This window comes from Pyxidicoccus sp. M15, assembly GCF_056858435.1.
Genome location: NZ_CM166495.1, coordinates 798,297 through 820,186 on the forward strand (window position 1 = coordinate 798,297; position 21,890 = coordinate 820,186).

At 71.5% G+C, this 21,890-nt stretch carries 23 protein-coding genes; 15 read left to right on the forward strand and 8 right to left on the reverse strand.

Annotated features, from left to right (window positions below; all coding sequences use genetic code 11):
- Window positions 1-287: 287 nt before the first annotated feature.
- A complete protein-coding gene (locus ACX9TP_RS03170; RefSeq protein WP_482978213.1) occupies window positions 288-812 on the reverse strand; it encodes a pyridoxamine 5'-phosphate oxidase family protein in 525 nt (174 codons plus the stop codon).
- Between the two features lie 158 nt (window positions 813-970).
- Here ACX9TP_RS03170 and ACX9TP_RS03175 point away from each other — a divergent pair, with 158 nt between their 5' ends.
- On the forward strand, window positions 971-1,465 hold the full coding sequence (locus tag ACX9TP_RS03175) for a hypothetical protein (protein WP_482978214.1): 495 nt from the start codon (window positions 971-973) through the stop codon (window positions 1,463-1,465).
- 26 nt (window positions 1,466-1,491) lie between these two features.
- Here ACX9TP_RS03175 and ACX9TP_RS03180 read toward each other — a convergent pair whose 3' ends face one another.
- On the reverse strand, window positions 1,492-2,505 hold the full coding sequence (locus tag ACX9TP_RS03180) for an aldo/keto reductase (protein WP_482978215.1): 1,014 nt from the start codon (window positions 2,503-2,505) through the stop codon (window positions 1,492-1,494).
- Window positions 2,506-2,756: 251 nt separating this feature from the next.
- Here ACX9TP_RS03180 and ACX9TP_RS03185 point away from each other — a divergent pair, with 251 nt between their 5' ends.
- The 5 genes from ACX9TP_RS03185 (at window position 2,757) to ACX9TP_RS03205 (ending at window position 6,976) form a co-directional block, all read left to right on the forward strand.
- The gene (locus ACX9TP_RS03185; RefSeq protein WP_482978216.1) at window positions 2,757-4,244 is read left to right on the forward strand and encodes a hypothetical protein; all 1,488 of its coding nucleotides are present in this window, start codon (window positions 2,757-2,759) and stop codon (window positions 4,242-4,244) included.
- A gap of 248 nt (window positions 4,245-4,492) precedes the next feature.
- Window positions 4,493-5,500, forward strand: coding sequence for a zinc-dependent alcohol dehydrogenase family protein (locus tag ACX9TP_RS03190; RefSeq protein WP_482978217.1), 1,008 nt, complete (start codon window positions 4,493-4,495; stop codon window positions 5,498-5,500).
- 111 nt (window positions 5,501-5,611) lie between these two features.
- Window positions 5,612-6,238: a DUF1360 domain-containing protein gene (locus ACX9TP_RS03195; protein WP_482978218.1), complete on the forward strand. Its 627-nt coding sequence runs from the start codon at window positions 5,612-5,614 to the stop codon at window positions 6,236-6,238.
- Window positions 6,239-6,460: 222 nt separating this feature from the next.
- Window positions 6,461-6,799 carry an HPF/RaiA family ribosome-associated protein gene (locus ACX9TP_RS03200; protein WP_482978219.1) on the forward strand — a complete coding sequence of 113 codons (339 nt, stop codon included), beginning with the start codon at window positions 6,461-6,463 and terminating at the stop codon, window positions 6,797-6,799.
- A gap of 15 nt (window positions 6,800-6,814) precedes the next feature.
- Window positions 6,815-6,976, forward strand: coding sequence for a hypothetical protein (locus ACX9TP_RS03205; protein WP_482978220.1), 162 nt, complete (start codon window positions 6,815-6,817; stop codon window positions 6,974-6,976).
- Between the two features lie 462 nt (window positions 6,977-7,438).
- Here ACX9TP_RS03205 and ACX9TP_RS03210 read toward each other — a convergent pair whose 3' ends face one another.
- Window positions 7,439-7,804: a hypothetical protein gene (locus ACX9TP_RS03210; RefSeq protein WP_482978221.1), complete on the reverse strand. Its 366-nt coding sequence runs from the start codon at window positions 7,802-7,804 to the stop codon at window positions 7,439-7,441.
- Between the two features lie 290 nt (window positions 7,805-8,094).
- Here ACX9TP_RS03210 and ACX9TP_RS03215 point away from each other — a divergent pair, with 290 nt between their 5' ends.
- From ACX9TP_RS03215 to ACX9TP_RS03240, 6 genes are all read left to right on the forward strand, one after another.
- Window positions 8,095-8,532, forward strand: coding sequence for a response regulator (locus ACX9TP_RS03215; RefSeq protein ID WP_482978222.1), 438 nt, complete (start codon window positions 8,095-8,097; stop codon window positions 8,530-8,532).
- Window positions 8,533-8,812: 280 nt separating this feature from the next.
- Window positions 8,813-10,240 (forward strand): sensor histidine kinase, encoded by a 1,428-nt coding sequence (locus ACX9TP_RS03220; RefSeq protein WP_482978223.1) that lies wholly within the window; start codon window positions 8,813-8,815, stop codon window positions 10,238-10,240.
- Complete coding sequence (locus ACX9TP_RS03225) at window positions 10,237-11,001, forward strand: response regulator (protein ID WP_482978224.1); 765 nt, start codon at window positions 10,237-10,239, stop codon at window positions 10,999-11,001. Before ACX9TP_RS03220 ends, ACX9TP_RS03225 begins: the two co-directional genes overlap by 4 nt.
- Window positions 11,002-11,006: 5 nt before the next feature.
- A complete protein-coding gene (locus ACX9TP_RS03230) occupies window positions 11,007-11,750 on the forward strand; it encodes an ATP-binding protein (protein WP_482978225.1) in 744 nt (247 codons plus the stop codon).
- Window positions 11,750-12,130 carry a response regulator gene (locus ACX9TP_RS03235; RefSeq protein WP_205519855.1) on the forward strand — a complete coding sequence of 127 codons (381 nt, stop codon included), beginning with the start codon at window positions 11,750-11,752 and terminating at the stop codon, window positions 12,128-12,130. Before ACX9TP_RS03230 ends, ACX9TP_RS03235 begins: the two co-directional genes overlap by 1 nt.
- A gap of 18 nt (window positions 12,131-12,148) precedes the next feature.
- Window positions 12,149-13,528, forward strand: a complete 1,380-nt coding sequence (locus ACX9TP_RS03240; protein WP_482978226.1) for an aminopeptidase P family protein — start codon at window positions 12,149-12,151, stop codon at window positions 13,526-13,528.
- A gap of 174 nt (window positions 13,529-13,702) precedes the next feature.
- On the opposite strand, the gene ACX9TP_RS03245 is transcribed toward ACX9TP_RS03240, so the two are convergent.
- The 3 genes from ACX9TP_RS03245 to ACX9TP_RS03255 form a co-directional block, all read right to left on the reverse strand.
- Complete coding sequence (locus tag ACX9TP_RS03245) at window positions 13,703-14,227, reverse strand: helix-turn-helix transcriptional regulator (protein WP_482978227.1); 525 nt, start codon at window positions 14,225-14,227, stop codon at window positions 13,703-13,705.
- Window positions 14,228-14,263: 36 nt separating this feature from the next.
- Window positions 14,264-14,842, reverse strand: coding sequence for a carboxypeptidase regulatory-like domain-containing protein (locus tag ACX9TP_RS03250; protein WP_482978228.1), 579 nt, complete (start codon window positions 14,840-14,842; stop codon window positions 14,264-14,266).
- A 445-nt stretch (window positions 14,843-15,287) separates the two neighbouring features.
- Window positions 15,288-15,719 carry a nuclear transport factor 2 family protein gene (locus ACX9TP_RS03255; RefSeq protein ID WP_482978229.1) on the reverse strand — a complete coding sequence of 144 codons (432 nt, stop codon included), beginning with the start codon at window positions 15,717-15,719 and terminating at the stop codon, window positions 15,288-15,290.
- 234 nt (window positions 15,720-15,953) lie between these two features.
- On the opposite strand from ACX9TP_RS03255, the gene ACX9TP_RS03260 reads away from it, so the two are divergent.
- From ACX9TP_RS03260 to ACX9TP_RS03270, 3 genes are all read left to right on the forward strand, one after another.
- A complete protein-coding gene (locus ACX9TP_RS03260; protein ID WP_482978230.1) occupies window positions 15,954-17,039 on the forward strand; it encodes an aldo/keto reductase in 1,086 nt (361 codons plus the stop codon).
- 429 nt (window positions 17,040-17,468) lie between these two features.
- Window positions 17,469-19,394 (forward strand): AgmX/PglI C-terminal domain-containing protein, encoded by a 1,926-nt coding sequence (locus tag ACX9TP_RS03265; RefSeq protein ID WP_482978231.1) that lies wholly within the window; start codon window positions 17,469-17,471, stop codon window positions 19,392-19,394.
- A 218-nt stretch (window positions 19,395-19,612) separates the two neighbouring features.
- Window positions 19,613-19,933 carry a hypothetical protein gene (locus tag ACX9TP_RS03270; RefSeq protein WP_482978232.1) on the forward strand — a complete coding sequence of 107 codons (321 nt, stop codon included), beginning with the start codon at window positions 19,613-19,615 and terminating at the stop codon, window positions 19,931-19,933.
- Here the strand turns inward: ACX9TP_RS03270 and pdxA are convergent.
- Both pdxA and ACX9TP_RS03280 read right to left on the reverse strand, forming a co-directional pair.
- A complete protein-coding gene (gene pdxA / locus ACX9TP_RS03275; protein WP_482978233.1) occupies window positions 19,857-20,879 on the reverse strand; it encodes a 4-hydroxythreonine-4-phosphate dehydrogenase PdxA in 1,023 nt (340 codons plus the stop codon). The genes ACX9TP_RS03270 and pdxA overlap by 77 nt on opposite strands.
- A 41-nt stretch (window positions 20,880-20,920) precedes the next feature.
- A complete protein-coding gene (locus ACX9TP_RS03280) occupies window positions 20,921-21,889 on the reverse strand; it encodes a peptidylprolyl isomerase (RefSeq protein WP_482982360.1) in 969 nt (322 codons plus the stop codon).
- Window position 21,890: the final 1 nt, after the last annotated feature.

Consider the following 21,890-nt stretch of genomic DNA (forward strand, 5'->3'; position numbering starts at 1 on the left):
CAGCCCGGTGCCAGCTACAAGGCGGGGCGAACGGGGCTGTCAGAGAAACACCACGACGTCCGGCGGATGACACCCACCTGACCATACTCGGCAACATGGCCGAGGGTCCGGAGTGACCCAGATTGACCCGAAGCAGGGATGTGGGGGTGTGGCCTACAGGGGTGTGGGACGCGCCGGCCCGGCGGGCCCTCTCATGGCGTCCGCGCGGAGCCGGCGCAACCTGAATTCTGGGAAGAAGGGACAGCGCGCCCGGAGCGGTGCGGCCGTCCCTCCTTATATAGGCGGCCTCAGTGGGTCAGCGGGGCGTCGCCCAGGTCGAGCTTCTGGTTGTCGCCGGGCTTGTACGTCTCGCCGGTGAGGGCGGCCTTCACCATGCCGGCCAGCTGCACCATGCGGCTGTTGGGGGTGTCCCAGTACTCGGCGCGCTCCACGCGCACGCACAGCAGGGCGAGTTCTGGATCATCCAGCCCGTCGGGGAACCAGGCCTTGAGGGTGGGGTTCCACAGCTCGCGGGCCTTCTCCTTGTCCAGCACCAGGCGGCAGCGGCCGCTCACGGAGACGTAGCGGTCCTTCGAGGGGTCCGAGTACGCGAGGCTGACGTGGTGGTCATGCTCCACCTCGTCCACCTTGTGCGAGTGCTCGCGGGTGAAGAACCACAGCTCCCCGTCGAAGTCCCGGTCGTGGGTCCACATGGGGCGGCTGCGCAGGCTGCCGTCCTCCTCCACGGTGGTCATCATCGCGACCTTGATGCCCTTGATGAGGTCTCCGAAGTGCTGGACGACCTCGTGCGTGTCCTTCTTCTTGCTCGCCATGGCTGCTCCTCCCTGGGCGCTCAAGGTAGGTCGTGCGGAGGGCACCGGGCATGGAAGGGCCCCCTGCTCGCCGCCAGGGCAGGCAGGCGGTGTGGTAGTGGGCTTGCCGGGCCGCGGTGCTCCGTCAGGAGCGCGGGCGGGAAAGCGAGGGTGACGGAGTGCTGAAGACGGCGTGGAACGAGTGGAGCCTCAAGGCGCTGCAGCTGGAGACGGCGCTGCTGGCGCTGGAGGAAATCGAGCTGCCGGAGGAGATGCACGCGCTCCAGGACGCGGCGGAAGAGAAGGTGCTGGAGCTGGCGCGCGCGTGGAAGGCGAAGCAGCCGGCGCGCGAGCCGCGCAAGTGGGAGCGGCAGACGCTGCCGGCCGGCGCGCCGCGCGACGAGGAGCTGAAGGAGCTGGTGGCGGGCTTCCAGGAGGACGGCAAGGAGTGGACGCTTCTGCGCGCCACCAGCGACAAGCAGGAGGTGGTGGAGACGGTGGTGTCCGAGGGCCGCGCGTGCATGGCGGCGGGCGGCGAGTACTACCTGGGCCAGTGGGATGCGAAGGACTCCGTGCTGGAGGTGGGCCGCGACGACGACGCGGGCGAGCCGGGCACGGGGCTGGTGCTGGAGCCCACGGGCGAGCTGCAGTACGCGCCGGACCCGGAGCTGTAGCCCGGCGGCCTCCGAGCGCGGGTGGCTCAGCCTTCGAGGACGCGGGCCATGCGGGCGCGCTGCTTCTCGTCGGGGAGGCGGCCGAAGCCGGCGCGCAGGTTGTCGGCCACGTGGTCGGGCTTGCTCGTGGCGGGAAGCGGGCAGTGCACGGCGGGGTGGCCGAGGATGAACTTGAGGAAGAACTGCGCCCAGGTGGTGCAGTCGAACTCGGCGGCCCACTCCGGCACGGCGCGCCCGCGCACGCGCTGGAAGAGGGAGCCGGAGGCGAAGGGCTGCATGACGAGGACGGCCACGCCGTGCTCGGCGGCCGCGGGCAGCAGGCGCGCCTCCGCGTCGCGCTGCGCGAGGGAGTAGGGCAGCTGCACGAAGTCCAGCTTCTCCTCGCGGATGAAGCGCTCCAGGTCATCGAAGGCGCTGCGTGAGTAGTGGGTGACGCCGACGTAGCGGATGCGGCCCTGGGCCTTCCACTCGCGCAGCATGGGCAGCTGCGTGCGCCAGTCCACGAGGTTGTGGACCTGCATCAGGTCCATGCGGCCGCGGCCCATCTTCTGGAGGGAGCCGCGCAGCTGCGAGAGTCCTTCCTCCTTGCCGGTGGTCCAGACCTTGGAGGCGAGGAAGGGCGTCTTCACTTCGCCGAGCGTCTCGAGCAGGTCGCCGGTGACGGCCTCCGCGCGGCCGTACATGGGCGAGGAGTCGATGAGGCGCGCGCCCGAGGCGAGGAAGCGGCGGAGGACCTCCGCGAGGGGGCCGCGCTCGGCCGGGGTGTTGCCCACGTCGAACGTCTGCCAGGTGCCGAGCCCGATGACGGGCAGCGCTTCGCTCGTGCTGGGGATGGGGCGGGTGAGCATGGCGTCTCCTCGGGAGGTGGGCTTCGCGGTCGGGGCCGGACTCTTGGGGGGCGCCGGGGGCTTCGCGGGTGGCTGTGGCGGCGTGGCTTGCGCGGCGGCGACGGCCGGGAGCAGCAGGCCACCGAGCCCGGCGGCGAGCACCTCGCGGCGGGTCGTCGTGGGCGGACGGGGGTGATCCGAAGTGGGGGCCATGGGCGAAATCTAGCGCCGGGCCGCTGGGCGTCGGTGCGGTCCGGACGCGAGTGTGTGGGCAGGCGACAGTTCCCGGGGGGAGGGTGTCGCCTCCAGAGGGGCGAAACGGTCCGGTGACAGCTTTGCGCGGTGCCGGTGTTCCCTTCAGCGAGCGGGGCGGCGACGTCCCCCGATGAATCTCTCTGTGTGGCCCCGATGTCCGCGCGGTGCGGGCCGGGCCGCTCTCGGAACAATCCAGGAAGGTCCAGGCGATGAAGCGCAAGGTCTCGGTGTGTGCGGGGGTCGTGGCGGCGGTGGTGGCATTCTCGGCCAGCGCCGAGGAGCCGAAGGCGGGCGTGCAGGCACCCGGCTCGGGAGCGGCGGCCGAGTCAGCTTCGGCGCATCCGGGCGAGGGCGGCGACGCGGTGGCGGCCCCGGCCGTCGAGGGCCCTGGAATGGAGCGCGTCATGGCGGCGCCGCCGCTGGTGGACGCGGCGGTGGGCGGCGTGGTGGGCGCGGCCCCGGCGACGGACACGCCGACGGTGGCGAAGGCGAAGGCGGAGCCCGACGCGAGCCCGGAGGCGAAGGAGGTCCACATCCCGTTCAGCCTCTCGCTGGTGCCGGGCCTCAGCACCGCGGGCTTCCACACGAGCAACGTGGTCAACACGGTGTCCATCGGCCTCATCGCCACGCACGCGAAGCGGGTGGACGGCGTGTCCATGTCGCTGGGCGCCAACTGGGTGGAGGCGGGGCTGAATGGCGCGCAGCTCGCGGTGGGCGCCAACGTGTCGCGAGGGCCGGTGACGGGCGGGCAGTTCGCGGTGGGCGGCAACGTGTCCGGCGGTGACTTCCTCGGCGTGCAGTCCAGCGTGGGCGTCAACGTGGTGCGCGGGGCGATGGATGGCGCGCAGCTGTCCGTGGGCCTCAACACGGTGGCGGGTGGGGTGAATGGCGCGCAGCTCGGTGTCGGCGCCAACGTGGCGACGGGGGCCGTGCGCGGCGCGCAGCTCGCCGTGGGTGTGAATGTGGCGGGAGGCCCGGTGCGTGGGCTCCAGATGGCGGCGGGCGCCAACATCGCCTCCGAGGTGTCCGGCGTGCAGATGTCCTCGGGCGTCAGCTTCGCGCGGCACATCTCGGGCGGGCAGGTGTCCATCATCAACGTGGGCGGCAAGGTGGACGGCGCGCAGGTGGGGCTCGTCAACGTGGCGGGCAGCGTGGACGGCGCGCAGGTGGGGCTCGTCAACGTGGCGGGCAGCACGGAGGGCGAGTCCGTGGGCCTGCTGAACTTCATCGGCAACGGGCAGGCGCACCTGGCGGTGTGGAGCAGTGACGTGTCGCTCACCAACGTGGGCGTCAAGCTGGGCGGCAAGCACCTCTACACGCTGCTCACGGCGGGCTTCACGCCGCCCCTGAGCGGAGACCGCCGCCGCTACACCGTGGGCGCGGGCTTCGGCGGACACATCCCGCTCGACCGCTTCTACGTGGACATCGACCTGGTGGGCAGCAGCATGCACTCGCGGAGCTGGTTCAGCGACAAGGAGAACCAGCACGTCCTCGGGCAGCTGCGGGTGATGGGGGGCTGGCAGATGGCGTCCCACTTCTCGGTGTTCGCCGGTGTCAGCGCCAACACGCTCACCAGCTGGAATGGCAGCGACGAGTGGAAGGAGGTGGGCCTCGGGCTCGACTGGCGTGAGGTCTCCGACAGCGGCCGCACCGTGGTGCGCATGTGGCCGGGCGTGCTGGCCGGCGTGCAGCTCTGACGAGAGCGGTGGCGCTGGTCCGTCACCTGTGTGCCGCCCGGGATGCGCCTCCACGTGGCACGGGTGTCCAGGGGCCTCTTCGGGGGCTCCATCACCTGCCGGCGAGACGCCTGGGACGGCCCTGGGCCTCGCCCGGCCCTCCCTCGTTGGTGCCCTCCACCGCCTGCCTGCCAGACGCCCGTGGCGTGCTTCAGCGCGCGACGGGCGTCGCCATGTTCTGCCTTGGAGCGTGCGAGGGAGAGCGGCCCATGGAAGGGACCATGCGGGCAATGGTGCTGCATGCACCGGGCGAACCGCTGCGAGAGGAGCGGCTCCCCATCCCACGGCCCGGCCCGGAGGAATTGCTGCTCCGGGTGAGGGCCTGCGCCGTGTGTCGCACGGACCTGCACGTGGTGGACGGCGAGCTGACGCGTCCGAAGCTGCCTCTCGTACCGGGCCATGAAATCGTGGCCACGGTGGTGGGCGCGGGCGAGGGAGTGACGGCCTTCCCGCCAGGAACGCGAGTCGGAGTGCCGTGGCTCGGCTGGAGCTGTGGTGAGTGCCGCTTCTGCGTCGGGGGCCGGGAGAACCTCTGCGAGCGGGCGCGCTTCACCGGCTACGACTTCGACGGCGGCTACGCCGAGTTCACACTGGCCCACCAGCGCTTCTGCTTCCCGCTCCCGGCCGGCTACAGCGACGTCCACGCCGCGCCGCTGATGTGCGCGGGGCTCATCGGCTTCCGGAGCCTGCGCCTCGCCGGAGACGCCGAGCGGCTGGGCCTCTACGGCTTCGGCGCCGCCGCGCACGTGCTCCTCCAGGTGGCGCGCTACCAGCGGCGGCGCGTCTTCGCCTTCACCCGCCCCGGGGACGCCGAGGGCCAAAGGTTCGCGAGGGAGCTGGGCGCGGAGTGGGCGGGAGGCTCGGACGCGTTGCCACCAGAGCCGCTCGATGCCGCCATCCTCTTCGCTCCCGTGGGCGCACTGGTGCCCGCCGCGCTGCGCGCCGTGGACCGGGGCGGCGTGGTGGTGTGTGGCGGCATCCACATGAGTGACATCCCCGCGTTCCCATACGCACTGCTCTGGGAGGAGCGGGTGGTGCGCTCGGTGGCGAATCTCACGCGCGCGGATGCGCTGGACTTCCTCGCGCTCGCGCCGGGCGCACCGGTGCGCACCGAGGTGCAGGTGTTTCCCCTGTCCGCCGCGAACGAGGCGCTCACCGCGCTGCGACAGGGGCACGTGCGCGGCGCGGCGGTGCTGGACGTGGACGCGCGGAGCTGACCGGACACGCCTGGGCTTCAGGACGAGGGCCTGTCCGCCCGCCTGCCCGTCCCTTGGGCCCGTTCCCCGGGATGCGCAGTCTTCACGGACGATTCGGAGGCGAACCGTCCCATGAAGGCTCCGCAGGAGACCGGCCTCTTCGCCGGCTATGACGATGCGCATCACCCCCTGGGCTCGTACGCGGTGCTCGTCGGCGCCTATGGCGTGTCCGTGGCGGGCTTCCTGGGCTGGACGGCGCGGAGCAGGCGCCGGCTGCCGGAGCGGACGGGCCTGGCGGACCTGGCCCTGTTCACGGTGGCGACGCACTCGCTGACGCGGCTGCTGGCGAAGGACCAGGTGACGAGCTTCCTGCGCGCGCCCTTCGTGCGCTTCCAGGAGAGCTCCACGGCGGGCGAGGTGGAGGAGGTCTCTCGCGGCACGGGGATGCAGAAGGCGTTGGGGCAGCTGTTGGGCTGTCCCTTCTGCCTGGGCCCGTGGGTGGCCGCGGGGCTGCTGGCCGCGCGCGCCGTGGCGCCGAGGCAGGCCCGGTGGGTGGGTTCGGTGCTCGCGCTCTCCGCCGCGTCCTCGTTCCTGCACCGCGCCTACGAGTGGGTGGGCGCGGGGCTGCACCGCACGCGCGAGGAAGTGCGGGCGCTGAAGGAGCGCACGGACCGTGAGGAGGGCGTGCAGTTCCCCAGCGCGAGCACTTCGGCGGAAGCAATGGAGCCAGGCCGCGCGCCCATCCCCGCGCCGAGCTGAGCGCAGCGAGCACCTTCCGAGCTTCCCGACGTGGGATGCACACCGCGCTCCAACGGGGCATTGCGCCCCGCAGGAGCTGCGGCGCTGGGGCATTCCGCCGCAAACACTGCGGGGTGGAGGTGTGCCTCCGACGGGATTCCGCGGAGTTGGCGCTGGCCGTGTCCATGCATTGGAAGAGCCGTGCAACCCGAAGCCCGACAGGGGCACAACCCGAGGCGGACGATGAAGCGAGCGCTGCAGATTACGTATCGCGGGATGGCGACGAGCGACGGCCTGAACGAGCACATCCGCGACCATGCAGACAAGCTGGAGCAGTTCTTCGACGGAATCGTGGGGTGCCACGTGGTGGTGGAGGAGCCGCATCGGCACAAGCAGCAGGGCAAGCACTTCCACGTGCGCGTCGACGTGAGCGTGCCCGGCCGCAACATCATCGCGGCGAGGGACCCGGAGCAGCGCACGGGACACGAGGACGCCTACCAGGCGGTGACGGATGCCTTCGACGCCGCCCGGCGCCAGCTCCAGCACTACGCGCAGACGCTGCACGCGCACCACGGACCGTGACGGCTGGTGGGCCTGTTGCCACGCGTCCGTGGCGGGGACTTCAAGGAGGCTCGGGTGCGGCAGGGCCTGCTGGAGTGCTCGCGGATGACGGCGGCGGTGGGGACGGCGTCGCCGGAGGTGTGGGCGCTGGAGGCGGTGACGCGGGAACCCCGCTTCCCGTGCTCGGTGGCGGAGTGACGGGCGCCGGTGCTGGCTCTGAAGGCACGGGAGCTGGCCCGGGCGGGGGGGCTTCAGGTGCCTCTCCCGCCGGAGGCGGGGCTCTGGCCACCACTTCACCTTGAGGCGTTACGGCGTACGCGTGCCACCAGTCGAGGACGCGCCCACTGGGGCCGCTGCATCGGTCGAAGCGTTGGTCCACTACCACGTAGTAGAGGCCAGGCGTCGGGCCCGTGAAGACGGCCACTTCCAATCCCTGCTCCGGACTGGAGCAACCCCAGAACAGGCCTGGATCCTTGTTGGTCTTCACCAACTCATGAATGGCCCCCGCCGCGGCGAGCGCGGCCCCCGCTTCCATGGGAGCGGCGATGGTCTTGAACGATTGGTCATCCTCCGGCCACACCACCTCGCCCTTCCAGGACGCGGTCGTCCTGGCACAACCGGTGAGCATCACCGCGAGCCCTGCAAGTGCATACGCCTTGCTCATCTCTCTTCCTTGACCGCGAAGAACGGTCTGCATGACTGCTGGCCTCCGCTCACGGGCTCGGACACGCGCCACGACAGCGAGTCCCCATCTCCCGCGACGTAGACGGTGGAGCAGTACTCCGTGGACAGACCCGCGATGGGCCGGCGCGTCGCCGCGTCGCACACCCGGGCACCGGGCCGCTTGAGCAGCGCGTCCGCCACCTCCCGAAGCAGGTCGATGGGAATCGACGTGTCTCCGGTGGGCATCTCCACGGCGGAGACCTCCGCCCACGGGCCCCGAGCGATGGGGGCATCCTGCGCGGTGGTGTGGAGAGGCGGAGCGGTGGCGCAGCCCACCAGGAGGGCGAGGACCGGAGGCATCACGTTGACGAGCGGTGTGCACGCACCACGCGCACGACCGCCACGGCACCTCGCCGTCTCCACACCCATCCTGCCATTCAAGGGCCCGGTGCCTGGTCGGGTAAGGCTCACGTCACCGCTTCTCCTCCCACGGAAAAACTCAGCCACGGCCTGATGCGGGAGCATCGCTTCGTGTAGGTCAAGGTGCCCGAATCCTGGCGTCTCCGCTCCGGATGCCAGGGATTGGCGAAGAATCGTCGGCCACCCCCTGACGGAGCGTGGTCGGCGGGCGCTATCGTGCGTCCTCTCACGACATGAATGCCCAGCGCCTCCAGGTGCTGCTGGTGGACGACGAGGAGCCTGTCCTCGCTACCACTGCGGCCGTGCTTTCCGAAGACTTCGACGTCCATCCCGCGCGAGACGCGGGCTCGGCGTTGCGGCTGCTGGCGCTCCGGCGCTTCGACGTCCTCTGCACCGACTTCTACATGCCGGGCCGCAACGGCATGGACCTGCTGCGCGAGGCGACGCGGCTGCACCCGCACCTCGCCGGCGTGCTCGTCACCGGCTACCGCGAGTACCTGGACCGCAAGGACCAGCAGCAGGTCCAGGGGCTGTTCTACCTCGTGCTCAAGCCCTACCGGCCGCCGGACCTCATCGCGATGATTCGCCGCGCGGCGGAGGCTACCCGCCTCAAGCGCGAGATGAGCCTCATCACCTCCGGCCTCGCCGAGCGCAAGCGGGGGACGCGATGACGCCCGCTCCGCGCGGCCCGCCTCCGAGCGCCAGCGTGCAGGCGGGCGTGCCGTCCCTCGCCGGAGGACGAGGCGTGCGGACGCCCTCCCCGGGGAGCGTCACCCCCCACCAGGTGTTGCTCTATCATCCGCTCGGCCAGCGCCGCGCCGCTGTCAGCTCCACCCGGGCGCGGGGGCATTTCACAGACACACCAGGGCAGGCAGCCGTGGAGGCCGCATCCACCGCCTCACGTCGCATGCCGTTGGAGGGCCCGCCCGCAGTCCGGGCGGGAGGCACTTGATGACGCAATCGCAGGGGGAAGACCGCGGCTCCGGGGGCGCGCTCAAGGAGCGGTCAGCGCTGCTCCTGAACGAGCACCTGGGCCGGGTGTACAGCCGCACGGACCGGCTCCTCGCGGGGCTGGCACTGGTGCAGTGGGCGCTCGCCATCCTCGTGGCGGTGGTCTGGTCGCCCCGGGGCTGGCTCGGCAAGGAGCAGGGCGTCGACCTGGTCTTCCTGGAGACCGCCGTCGGCCTGGGCGCCGTCCTCGCCGCCGTCCCCAACTTCCTGGCCCGCTGGCGTCCCGGCGCAGCGCTCACCCGGCACGTCATCTCGGTGTGCCAGGCGCTCTGGGCCGCGCTGCTCATCCACCTGTCGGGTGGCCGCATCGAGACGCACTTCCTCGTCTTCGCCTCACTGGCCCTGCTCTCCCTCTACCGGGACCCGCGGGTGCTGCTGTCGGCGACGGCCACGCTCCTCGCGGACCTCGCGGTGCGCGGCGCGCTGTGGCCGGAGTCCGTCTACGGCGTGGCCCAGCCGGAGGCGTGGCGCTTCCTGGAGCATGCCCTCTGGATTGCCGCCTTCGACGGGGTGCTCCTCTTCACCTGGCGCAACACCTGGCGTGAGCAGTGCGAGGTGGCGGTGCGCCGCGCGGAGCTGGAATTGGCCCGCGAGCGCGAGGGCACGAAGGCGCGCGAGCTGGACCGGGCCCTGCGCGAGCTGGGCGGCTTCCAGGAGCACCTCATCCGGGTGGAGAAGCTGGCGGCCGTGGGCCAGCTCGCCGCCAGCGTGGGGCACGAGCTGCGCAACCCGCTGGCCGCCGTGCGCAACGCCCACGCCTACCTGTCACGTAAGTTGACGAAGGACCCGGTCGGCGCCGCCGAGGACCCGCGCGTCTCCCAGTTCCTGGGCGTCATGGAGCGCGAGCTGAATGCCTGCGCCAAAATCATCTCCGACCTGCTCGACTTCGCCCGCGAGCGCCCTCCCGCGCTACAGCCCTGTCCGCTGCGGCCGCTGGTGGACGAGGCCCTGAGCGTGGTGCCCCTGCGCGAGGGGGTCCGCATCGTCAACGGCGTGCCCGAGTCGCTCCCCGTCCCCAACCTGGACAAGGAGCAGTTCCGCCAGGTCCTGGTGAACCTGGTGCAGAACGCCGTGGAGGCCATGCCCTCGGGCCGGACGGGGGAGGTTTCAGTGCTGGCGGAAGGCGGGGAGGCGGGGCCCTGGTCGGTCCGCGTGGTGGACGACGGTTCGGGCATCCCCCCGGACGTGCTTCCGAAGATATTCGAACCCCTCTTCACCACGAAGACGCGGGGGACGGGCTTGGGACTGGCCATTGTGGCCAACATGGTGCAACGTCACGGGGGCACAATCTCTGTGCGCAGTGAGGCGGGTCGAGGGAGCGAATTCACCATTCAGCTCCCCGCGTCCGCGGCGGCGCAGGCCGCGTGATGGAGGAAGTGGCAGTGGGCCCCGCTCGCATCCTGCTGGTCGACGACGAGGAGTCGCTCCGCATCACCCTCGCGGCGAACCTGGAGCTGGAGGGCCACACCGTGCTGGAGGCCTCCTCCGGCGAGGACGCCCTGCGACTGCTCAGCGAGCAGCCGGTGGACGTGGTCCTCACCGACATCCGCATGCCCGGGCTGCACGGGGTGGAGCTGCTGCGCCGCATCAAGCAGGAGCGCCCCGACATGCCGGTGGTGCTGATGACGGCCTTCACCGCGGAGGAGCTGGTGGACGACGCGCTCGCCGAGGGCGCCTTCACCGTGCTCCCCAAGCCCTTCGACGTGGCGCACGCGCTGGACACGGTGCTGCGCGCGATGCGGGCGCCCCAGGTGCTGGTGGTGGACGACACCGAGAAGGTGGCCCAGGCCATGGTGCGGGCGCTGAGCACGGTGGGGCTGCGCGCCAAGGCCGTCTACAGCGGCGAGGAGGCGCTCACCTCGCTGCGCTCGGGCGCCTACGACGTGTGCGTGCTGGATTTGGTGATGCCGGAGATGAGCGGGCCGGAGCTGGTGAAGAAGGTGCGTGAGGCGGACCTGTCCGTCGCCGTCATCGCCGTCTCCGGGCACGTGGTGCCGGAGATGCTGCGCGTGGTGGCGGCCCAGGGGGCCGTGGTGTGCATGACGAAGCCAGTGCCCCTGCGCGAGCTGGTGCAGGCCATCGCCCGGGTGCGAGGCCGGCCGCAGGGCCCCTTCGGCGCGAGGAACTGACGCAAATGTCCGGGCGTGGAGACCTGCAGGCACGGGAGCGGGCAGCGGTGGCGGATGTGGTGGCGTCCACGCTGCGCCATGATTTGCGCAACAAGCTCGCCAGCATCCGCAACGCTTCCTTCTACCTGATGCGGCAGATGAAGAAGACGGAGGTCTGGACCACGGACCCCCGCGTGGAGACCTTCTTCCAGCTCATCGAGAAGGAGCTGACGTCCGCCGAGGAGCTGCTCTCCAAGCGCAGCCCGCCCGCGCCCGGAGGCCCCAGGCCCCACTGCCGCCCGAGCGAGGCGGTGGAGCGCGCGCTGTCCCAGGCGGCCCTGCCCGAAAGCGTGCGGGTGCAGCGGGAGCTGACGGAGAAGGCCGAGGTGGCGCTGGACCGGGAGGACCTGGCGGTGCTGGTGGGCTGCCTCGTGGACAACGCGGTGGAGGCCATGCCGCGCGGGGGCACGCTCACCGTGCGCACGAAGGACCTGGAGGACGACGGCGTGTCGCTCCGCGTGGAGGACACGGGCGAGGGGCTGGCGCCGGAGGCATACTCGCGGGCCTTCGAGCCGTTCTTCACGACGAAGCCCGGCCACGCGGGGCTGGGGTTGAGCATCGTCCACCGGGTGGCGATGCGGCACGGGTGGCAGGTGGACGTGGGCGCGGGCGCCGCGGGAGGCACCTTCGTTGAAATCGTCTTCACGGGTCCGGACGTGGGGCCCGGCTCGAGGCTCGTGGGCCGCGATGAGAATCAGGGGAGCAAGTGATGGAGACGAGCTGGACCTTCGGGCGCTGCCTGCTGCTGGTGGAGGATGACCCTTCCAACCGGATGACGCTCGCGGCGCTGCTGGAGGATGCGGGCTTCGCCGTGGTCACCGCCGGCTCCTACGCGGAGGCCGCGAATCTGCTCACCCGCCCGCGCGCCTACGACGCGGTGCTGCTGGACCAGAGCCTGGGTGACGGCTTCGGCACCGGGCTGATTCCGCTGGTGCGTCACCACATGCCGAAGACGAAGGTGGTCTTCGTCACCGGGCACGACGGGAAGATAGACATGCCGGTGGACGCGGTGTTCCGCAAGGGCGGCCACTTCGACGACCTGCTGGCCTTCCTCTTCAAGCTGCTTCCCCAGCGTCCGCTGGGCGCCTAGCGCCGGAGTTTCCTCCTCATGCTTCCCGAGTCTTCCGAACGCGCTGCCCTCGTGCGGCGGCGTGAGCTGCTGGCCCACGCCCTGGGCAGCGCTCCCGCCCTGATTGCTTCGGGCCGCCCGCGCCCGCGCAACTACGCCGCGGACCAGTTCCCCTTCCGCGCGTCCAGCCACTTCCTCTACCTCTTCGGGCTGGCGGCGCAGGACGGGCTGGGCTTCTACGACGGCCAGACGTGGACGCTGTACCTGCCCGAGCCCGGTGCGGATGACGCGCTGTGGGACGGCGCCGTGCCGGGCTTCGCGGAGGTGGCGGAGCGCACGGGCTGCCCGGTGCGCTCGCGCGCGCAGCTGCCCGCGGTGCTGAAGGGCGGGGCGGTGGCCACGCTGCCCACGCCGGACGTGGAGACGTGCCTGGACGTGGAGGCGCTGCTGGGCCGGCAGGTGCGGCCGGGGAAGCTGCTCCCGGTGGACGAGCCGCTCGCGGAGGCAATGGTGGCGCTGCGCCTTCGCCATGATGCCGCGGCGGTAGCGCAGTTGCGTCGCGCCGCGGAGGCGACGACGCCGGCGCACCTGGCGGGCATGCGCGCGACGCGGCCGGGGGTGCTGGAGGCGGCGGTGCGCGCGGCGATGGAGGCGGAGTTCGTGGTGCGCGACGTGCGCCCGGCGTACCAGCCCATCGTCACGGTGCACGGTGAGGTGCTGCACAACCTGAAGTACCACCACGTGCTGCGCGAGGGAGACCTGCTGCTGGCGGACGTGGGCGGCGAGAGCCCGGGGGGCTTCGCGTGCGACGTGACGCGCACGTGGCCGGTGACGGGACGCTTCAGCACGACGCAGCGCGAGCTGTACGAGGTGGTGCTGCGCGCGCAGAAGGCGAGCATCGCCCGGGTGCGGCCGGGCGTGGGCTACCGCGAAGTGCACCTGGCCGCGCACCGGGAGATGGCGCGCGGGCTGGTGGAGCTGGGCATCCTCCGGGGCGATGTGGAGGAGCTGGTGGCGGATGGGCTCACCGCGCTGCTGTTCCCCCATGGCATCGGCCACCTGATGGGGCTGGACGTGCACGACATGGAGGACCTGGGAGACCGGGCCGGGTATGCGCCGGGGCGCACGCGCTCGACGGAGTTCGGGCACCGGTACCTGCGGCTGGACAGGGACCTGGAGCCCGGCATGGCGGTGACGATTGAGCCGGGCTTCTACCGCGTGCCCGGCATCCTGGAGGACGCGCGGCTCACCGCGCGCGCCGGGGACAGGCTGAATCGCGAGGTGCTGGCGCGCTACTCGGACGTGCGGGGCATCCGCATCGAGGACGACGTGCTCGTCACGGCGGACGGGTGCGAGGTGCTGACGGCGGCCATTCCGAAGGAAGCCTCGGACGTCGAGGCGGTGATGGCGCGGAGGTAGCTGGCTGTGATGCCGAGGGGCCTCGGACGTCGGGGCGGTGATGGCGCGGAGGTAGCGGGCTGTGATGCCGGGACGTCGAGGCGGTGATGGTGCGGAGGTAGCGGGGCCCGGTGGCGGGCTGTGATGCCGAGGGGCGCGGAACGGCGCGATCCTGGCGATCCTCGCGCGCCGCCTTTAGCGCTTGCCGCGTGCTCGTGCGGGCGGAGCAGGTGGTAGCGCTGCTTGCTTCACCCGCTTGCTGCGTCCTCGTGCGAGCGGCGGAACTGCTGGCTCCAGCCTCTTGCTGCGTCCTCGTGTGAGCGGCGGAACTGCTTGCTCCAGCCGCTTTCCGCGTCCTCGTGCGAGCGGCGGAACTGCTGGCTCCACCCGCTTGCCGCGTCCCCGCGCGGGTGGGGCCGCTTCCTCCACCAGCGAGATGAGGGCGGACACGTTGCGGTGCCGCTCGATGGGGTGGCGAAGGGGCTGCTCCCTCGCGACGGTGTAGCGGTTGCGGCGGCCCTCACGCTCGCGCTGGAGGTAGCCCGCGTCTTCGAGGTCGCTCACGATGCGCTGGACGGCGCGCTCGGTGATACCCACGCGGATGGCCACGTCGCGCAGGCGGACCTCGGGGTCTGCGGCGATGCACAGCAGTACGTGCGCGTGGTTGGTGAGGAACGTCCAGGAGGGCGCGTCCGTCCGCTCGCTGTCCGAGGTCACCATGGCGACGCTCACGCTATCCCAGCCTCCCGGGCCGCGTCAGCCCCAGCTTTGTCCATCCAGCTCGGGGAAGCTGACCTGACACCGTCCGGGATTCACACCGTCCACGCGGGCGTAGCCATTCTTGTTGAGCGTCCCCTCGCGCGTGGAGCCGTCCGGCAACGTCACCACGTAGCGCGCGTGCGGCACGGGGCGGCCCTCCTCGTCCTTCAGCTCGACGGCCAGCCACGTCGGCTCCGCCACCGGAGCTTCCACGGGCTTCGGCAGCGGTGGCTCTGCCCACGGCGGAGGCACGAGCACGGGACGCGCCACCTCCAGCGCCACCAACTCGCCATGGGTGAAGGCCTCGGAGAGGCGCTGCTTGAGTCGCTGCTCATACCGGCCGCGCTCCAGGCCGGTCAGCCCGAAGGGCGTGCCGCCACCGAGCGCTTCGTACATCGCATGCAGCGTCCGCGCGGCGAACGTGGTCAGCAGATGGTCGAGCGACGAGGTGACGAAGACATCCGGTACTCGGTTGCGCTCCGGTTCTCGCGCATCGGCGCTGACAGATAGAACGACGAGCCAGTCCGAACCACGGGCCGGCAGCATCCACCGGCGCTCCCCCTGAAAGTGCGGCATGTGGAAACCCCCCACGCCGAGTCTGGACGCGCGGGGTGCATCACTGCCGGGGCTCCACGGCGGTCGTGTCTGACAGGCATCGGCTCGTAGCGGGCCTGTGCACCGCGGGACGCCGGGCTCGGCCCGTCAGGCTACGGGCCTTCGCCCGGGTGTGCGGCGTGGGACGCCAGCCCTGGCCACGGGGGCCGTGCTCGGCGAAACGGCTCGCTAGGACTGAAGTGTCTGCGCAGCGCGGCAACGGGAGCGCGCGGTGCCGTCCCGTGGACGCTGGAGTGCGCGGGGCCGAGGGGCTCGGCATCGCGCGGTGCTACCCGTGGACGCTGGAGTGCTCCGGGGCCAGGGGCTCGGCATCGCGCGGTGCTACCCGTGGACGTTGGAGTGCGCAGGGTCGAGGGGCTCTGCGTACGCGGACTCGCACGCGGTGCCTTCCTCACGGGGGAGGCACTCAGCGCGACTCAGGCGCGGGCGCGGGCCCGTCCGCTGGGACTTCGGGCGCGGCCGGGAGGCTGTGCGCGAGGACCATGCGCCACCGCCCCTCGCGCCATTTGCACACGTCCGTGAAGGTCTGCAGGTCCGTCAGCTCGGTGCCGTCCGCCAGGCGCACGCGGGCTCGCTGCGCGCCCGTGAGCACGCCGGTGTCTCCGAAGACGTGGGCCCGCAGGGAGGTCATCTCGAGGTCCAGGATGTCTCCCGGAATGGCGGCGACGTTGGAGATGAACGTCTCGCGGTCCGTCTCCACGTCCCCCGTGCCACGGAAGACGAAGTCCTCGCCGAGCAGCTCGCGCAGCCGGGCGCCGTTGCGCTCACGGATGGCCTGGGTGACGGAGCGCTCCAGCTCCAGCAGCTCGCGGTGGGCACGGTCGGGCTCGAGGCTCATGGGCGAAGGGCTCCGGAGGGGCGGGTGGCTGCATGCGCAGGCTGCCAGCAGGGAGATGAGCAGGAGCAGGCGGGGCATGCGGCGGTTTCAACATGTTTCGCGGTGCGCGCGCCAGCCAGGCGTCACGTGCGCGTCACTCGTTCCGCGACGCGGTGGCGGAGCACGGGGGGGCGCGTTAGTGCACGGCCTCCCTTCGGGCCCGTCCTTCGCGCCTTCATCCTCATGGGAGCACTCATGCCGTTGAATCACTACGTCACTCTGGGCCGCTCCGGCCTGCGCGTCAGTCCCCTCTGCCTCGGTGCCATGACGTTCGGCGAGGACCTGGGCTGGGGCAGCAACGTCGAGACGTCCAACGCCATCATGGACCGCTTCCTCGAGCGGGGCGGCAACTTCATCGACACGGCCAACGTGTACACGCGGGGGCACTCGGAGAAGATCATCGGCGACCACCTGGGCCGGCACTCCAGCAAGCGCGAGCGTGTGGTCCTCGCCACGAAGTTCCTCGGCAACCTGTTCCCCAGCGACCCGAACGGCGGCGGAGCGAGCCGCAAGACGATGATCTCCCAGTGCGAGGAGTCGCTGCGACGCCTGCAGACGGACTACATCGATTTGTACTGGATGCACTGCTGGGACATGCACACGCCCATCGAGGAGACGCTCCGGGCGATGGACGACCTGGTGCGCTCCGGGAAGGTCCGCTACGTGGGCGTTTCGGACACGCCGGCGTGGAAGGTGGCGCAAGCGCAGGTGACGGCGCACTTCCGTGGGTGGGCGCCGCTGGCCGCGCTGCAGATTGAGTACTCGCTGCTGGAGCGCACGGTGGAGGGCGAGCTGTTGCCCATGGCGCGCGAGCTGGGGCTTGGCGTGACGCCGTGGTCTCCGCTGAAGAGCGGGGTGCTCAGCGGGAAGTACACGCGGGAGAACGCAGGCAAGGTGAAGGCGGACCGCGGTGCGTGGGCGGAGGGTTCGCTGAACGAGAAGACGTACAGCATCATCGACGTGCTTCAGCGTGTGGCGAAGGAGCTGAACACCACGGTCGCGCGCGTGTCGCTGGCGTGGGTGCAGGGCCGGCCGGGGGTGACGTCCACCATCATCGGGGCGCGCACGCTGGAGCAGCTCGACAACAACCTGGGCGCGCTGGACGTGCAGCTCAAGCCCGAGCACGTGAAGGCGCTCGACGACGCCTCCACCCCGACGCTGAACTTCCCTGCGGGCTTCCTCCAGGGCGCGCCCACGTTCATGCACGGAGGCCTCACCGTGAACGGCGTCACCGCTCCCGAGTGGCCCATGGCGCCGAAGTCCGACAAGGAGCGCTGGTAGCTCCCGGAGGGAGTGACGTCCCCGGAATGGACGTTCCGTTCCGCGCAACGCCGGCCGACGTGGGCCGGCGTGAGTGCGTAGGAATGCGGAGGTAGCCCGGTGGTGCCACGACGCCTGCGGAATGGATGTTCCGTTCCGCGCCAGCGCAACCGGGTTGCCCCGGCTGTCGCCGTCCTGCTCCTGTACCTGAAGTCCCTTCGTGCGCCGCGGGCGTGAAAAACCGCTGAGGCCCGAAGCGCGATGTCGGCATGCGTGCGCGGCTCGGCCCCGACGTGTGCGGGCTCGGTGGAGCAATGGACAGGCGAGGTCCGTCCGCGGGGCAGAGCGTTCGTGGGAGGACACTCGCGGGTGGCGCGCTGGAGACCCATCCCTACGTTGCTGGCCCTGGCGCGACAAGGCCGGGATGTCAGCGCGGGCGCGGGAGGGCGTGTGGGCGAGCTTCTGTCAGGGGCCGAGGGGCAGTTCCGGGGGCAGGGGATGGGGACGCCGGGCACGGGGCCGGCGGGATGCGAGCGCGGGCCGGTACCGGGCGCACCGCTGAGCGTGGAGGACGCGCTCGATGGTGACCTCGATGCGTACCTGGACCGTGAGCTGTTCGTGCGTCAGCGGCCGGACTCGGAGCAGGACGCAGCCAGTCCCGCCACGACGGCTTCCGGGAGCATGCGCGCGCTGCTCGACCTGGCCGAGGAAGAGTCGCGGTGGCTGAAGACGCTGCCGCCGCCGTCGCTCTCCGTGGAAGCGCCTCCCGAGCCTGAGGCCCCCGCGGTGGAGATTCCCGAGTGGATGCGCATGTCGCCCGGGGCGAAGGTGACGACGCCCTTCGCGGAGATGCTCGCTCCGGTGGACCCTGCCACGGTGCAGGCGCACTCCGAGGCGCACGGGAGCACGGGGACGGACGCCGCGGGCCTGCCGACGACACCATGGAGCGTGCCCGCCTCCGCTCATCTGGCGAGCGCTCCGGCGTATCCCGGCAGCCTGCTTCCGGGGATTGCACCGCCGCCGCCCGGCACTCAGCTTCCCACGTGGGCACCCCAGCACGCGGCTCCCATGGCGCAGTATCCCCAGCAGTGGAGCATGCCGGCGCAGGCCGAGCCGCAGCGCATCGCGGGCATGAAGCCCGGTGCCTTCCTGGGCTCGGTGGCCGTGGGCGCGCTCACGGCGGGGCTGCTGGTGGTCGCGGGCCTGCACTTCCGCGAGCACCTGTCGGGAACGCATGCGTCCACCGCGACGAGCGGTCAGCCCGTGGCCCTGCTTCAGGGAGCGCAGGCCGGCGGCATTGGAATCACCGGCACGGCGCAGGGCGCAGCAGGCGTGCAGCCCTTGAATGGACAGGCGCAGGTGGGCAACGCCGCCGGTGCGCTGGTGCCTTCAGGTCTGAACGGTGAGACGCAGACGGGCACCGTGGCCGGCGTGGCGCAGGCGGGTGGCACGGGGCCGGGTGCCAGCGGAGAAGCTCTTGCCAGCGGCGTGGGCCCGTCCGGTATCCCCGGCACGGCGCAGGCCGGCATCGCGGGCGCGTCCGGCACGCTGACGGGAACTCAGGGCCAGCCCCTGCCGGGTACGTCCGCCGCGCAGCCCGGTACATCCGAGCCCTCGGGTGCGCAGCAGGCCGCGGCCTCGGTCGCGGGCACCGTGCTCTCCACGGCGCAGGGGGACGTGCAGGGCGCGGCGAACGGCTTGCGCGCGCAGCCGCCCACGCCGGGGCAGGCGAGTGGGCCCACCGTGGGAGGAACCACCCTCACCAGCGGCCAGCTCCCGACCATGGCGACCCGCGCGCCCTCCGTGCGCAAGGTGTCCGTGAAGGCCGCCATGCCGTCTCACACCGAAGATGAAGCCGAGGAAGCCGAGGCCGCGGACACCCGCGAGCTCTCCTTCAACGAGGCCGAGTCCTCCGCCGCCGACGAGGAGTCCGCTCCCGCCGAGGCCGCCGAGGAAGAGGCGCCGCAGTCCGAGCTGGACGAGGACTTCGCGCGGGAGCTCGGCTTCACGGAGGACGCGGAGCAGAAGGCCGAGGCGCCCAAGGCTCCCGAGCGCACCGTCTACATCCCGCCTGCGCCGGACGCGAAGGAGCACCTCACGCCGGACGACATGAAGGCCGTGGTGGTGGCGAACCAGCCGGCCATCACCGCCTGCATCCGTCAGCACGCCGCGGGTACGCCGGTGGAGAAGGGCGGTCGCTTCCTGGTGCGCTGGTCGGTGCTCCCGAGCGGCGACACGTCCAGTGTCGCCATGGACACGGACACGCTGAAGGCCACCGGGCTCGCCCACTGCATCGAGGACGTGGTGCGTCGCTGGAAGTTCCCGGCCCACCAGGTCCGCATGCAGGAGCCCATCCGCTTCCCGTTCGTCTTCTGAGCCGGACGGGGGGCGTGTCACTCCTGGGCCACGGGGGGCGGGCTCCACTCTGGAGAAGCCCACCTCCTTCAGCCACTCACCACGGGCTCGGGGCTTCGGCGGAGGGGCTCCCACCCGGCTGAAGGGATGCAGACCGTGGGGGCGAGCGGACTCCCAGCCGGGGAGCGGGCCCCCACGGACGAGCAACGGGGCACGACGGAACCTATGCTTTCCAGCGCATGCCGTCGCACGAACCCCAGGAAGCCGAGCCCACCGAGCTGCACGTCTGCCACCGCTGCCTGGTGCGCCTGGACGCGAGCGCCGGGGGCGTGGACCTGCCGCGCCGGCTCAAGGAAACCCTCTCCGCGCGCGGCCTCGCCGGAAGCACGGTGGTGATTCCCGCCGGCTGCCTGGGCTACTGCCCGCTGGGGCGAGTCAGCGTGCTGGTGCTCCCGGGCAGCGGCGCCGGCGCGCACGTGCAGCTCATCGACCCGGAGAAGGACGGCGAGGACCTCGCCGAGCACCTCGCGCGCCTGCCCCCGCAAGCTGCGCCGCCTTGAGCAGCGCCTCCACCATGGGCACGCAGCTGGCTTCACCCTTCCCGGCAATCGCATACGCAGTGCCGTGGTCCGGCGACGTGCGCGGCACCGGCAGCCCCAGCGTCACATTCACGGTGCGCTCGAAGTCCAGCGCCTTGGCGGGGATGAGGCCCTGGTCGTGGTACATGGCCAGCACCGCGTCGTACTTCCCCGCAATCTCATCCGGCCGCGCGAACAGTCCATCCGCCGGCACCGGCCCGTGCGCGTCCACCTTCGCCGCGCGGGCCTTGCGGATGGCGGGGCCAATCACCTCCACCTCCTCGCGTCCCAGCAGGCCCCCCTCGCCCGCGTGCGGGTTGAGCCCCAGCACGGCGATGCGCGGGCGGCGGCCCACCACCGGCTCCAGGCTGCGCGACAGGAGCTTGAGCTGCGCGGTGAGTCCCTCCACGGTGAGCAGCTCCGGCAGCCGCGCCACGGGCACGTGGTTGGTGGCCAGCGCGATGCGCACGCGCGGCCCGTCCATCATCATCAGCACGTCCACGCCGAAGGCGTCGGCCAGCACCTCGGTGTGGCCCATGAAGGGAATGCCCGCGCGCGAAATCTGCTCCTTCGACACCGGCGCCGTGCACAGCGCGTCCACGTGCCCCGCGCGCATCGCTTCAATCGCCGCCGTCACGTACGCGTACTGCGCGCGGCCACCGGCCTTGGAGGGGCGCCCCGGCGTGCGGTCCTTCTCCGCCAGCCGCGTCACCTCCACCACGGTGGGGCCGTCCACGCGGCCCAGGCCTTCCGGCGTCACGCGCGCGTAGCGGCGGAAGACAGGGAAGCGGTCCAGGGTGGGCCCGTCCCCGAAGACGACGGGGACGAGCACCTTGCGCAGCTTGGGGAGCGCCAGGGCCGAGGCCGTGACTTCCGGCCCGATGCCCGACACGTCACCTAGGGAGATGCCGACGAGAGGAAGGCTCACGGCCTCGCAGCATCTCCCCAAGGGGGCTACAGCGGAAGGGACTACAGCTTCACTTCGACGCTGGCCTTCTGGCGCAGCTCGGCGACGTACTGCTCCAGGAACTTCTCCGTCTTCTCCTGGTACAGCTTCGCCTCCAGCTTCGGGCGCATCTCCTCGTAGGAGGTGGCCGCCACCGCGCGCTTCTCCTCCACCTTCAGCACGTGCCAGCCGAAGTTGGTGCGCACCGGCTCGCTGACATCGCCCTCCTTGAGGGTGAAGGCCACGCGCTCGAAGGCGGGCACCATGACGCCGCGCTTGAACCAGCCCAGGTCTCCACCGTCGGACGCGCTCGGGCCCTCGCTGCGCGCGCGCGCCAGGGCGGAGAAGTCCATGCCCGGCCGCCGGGCCTCCACGGCGATGGCCTCGGCCCGCTTGCGCGCGGCCTCCACCTGCTCCGGCGTGGCCTTGGGGTCCACCTGCACCAGGATGTGGCGCGCGTGCACCTCCGAGTCCTCGCTCTCCATGCGCGCGAACTGCGCGTAGGCGGCCTTCAGGTCCTCCTCGGTGACCTTCACCTTGGGGCCAATCTTCACGCGCAGCAGGCGGTCTCTCAGGATGCGCTTGCGCAGCATGTCCCGGTAGGCGGCCATGGTGAGGCCCTCGCCCGCCAACAGCTGCTCGAACTGCGCCGGCTCGGTGATGTTGTTCTGCTGGCGCACGTCCGCGACGAGCTCGTCCACCTCGGCCTCGGTGGCGGTGATGCCCAGCTGGGCAATCTCGCCCTCCATCAGCTTCTCGCCGATGAGGGTGTCCAGGGCCGTCTTCATCAGCAGGGCCCGCTGCTCGGCGCGCTTCTTGGGGTCCGGGTTGTTGATGCGCGACATCTCCGGGGCCACGCGCTGCTGCACCTCGGACAGCGCGATGATGTCGCGGTTCACCACCGCGGCCACCCTGTCCACCATCTCCGCGCGTGCCGCCGTGCCGCTCCCGAAGAGCGCCGTCGCCGCGATGACCGCCACCAGCTTCTTCATC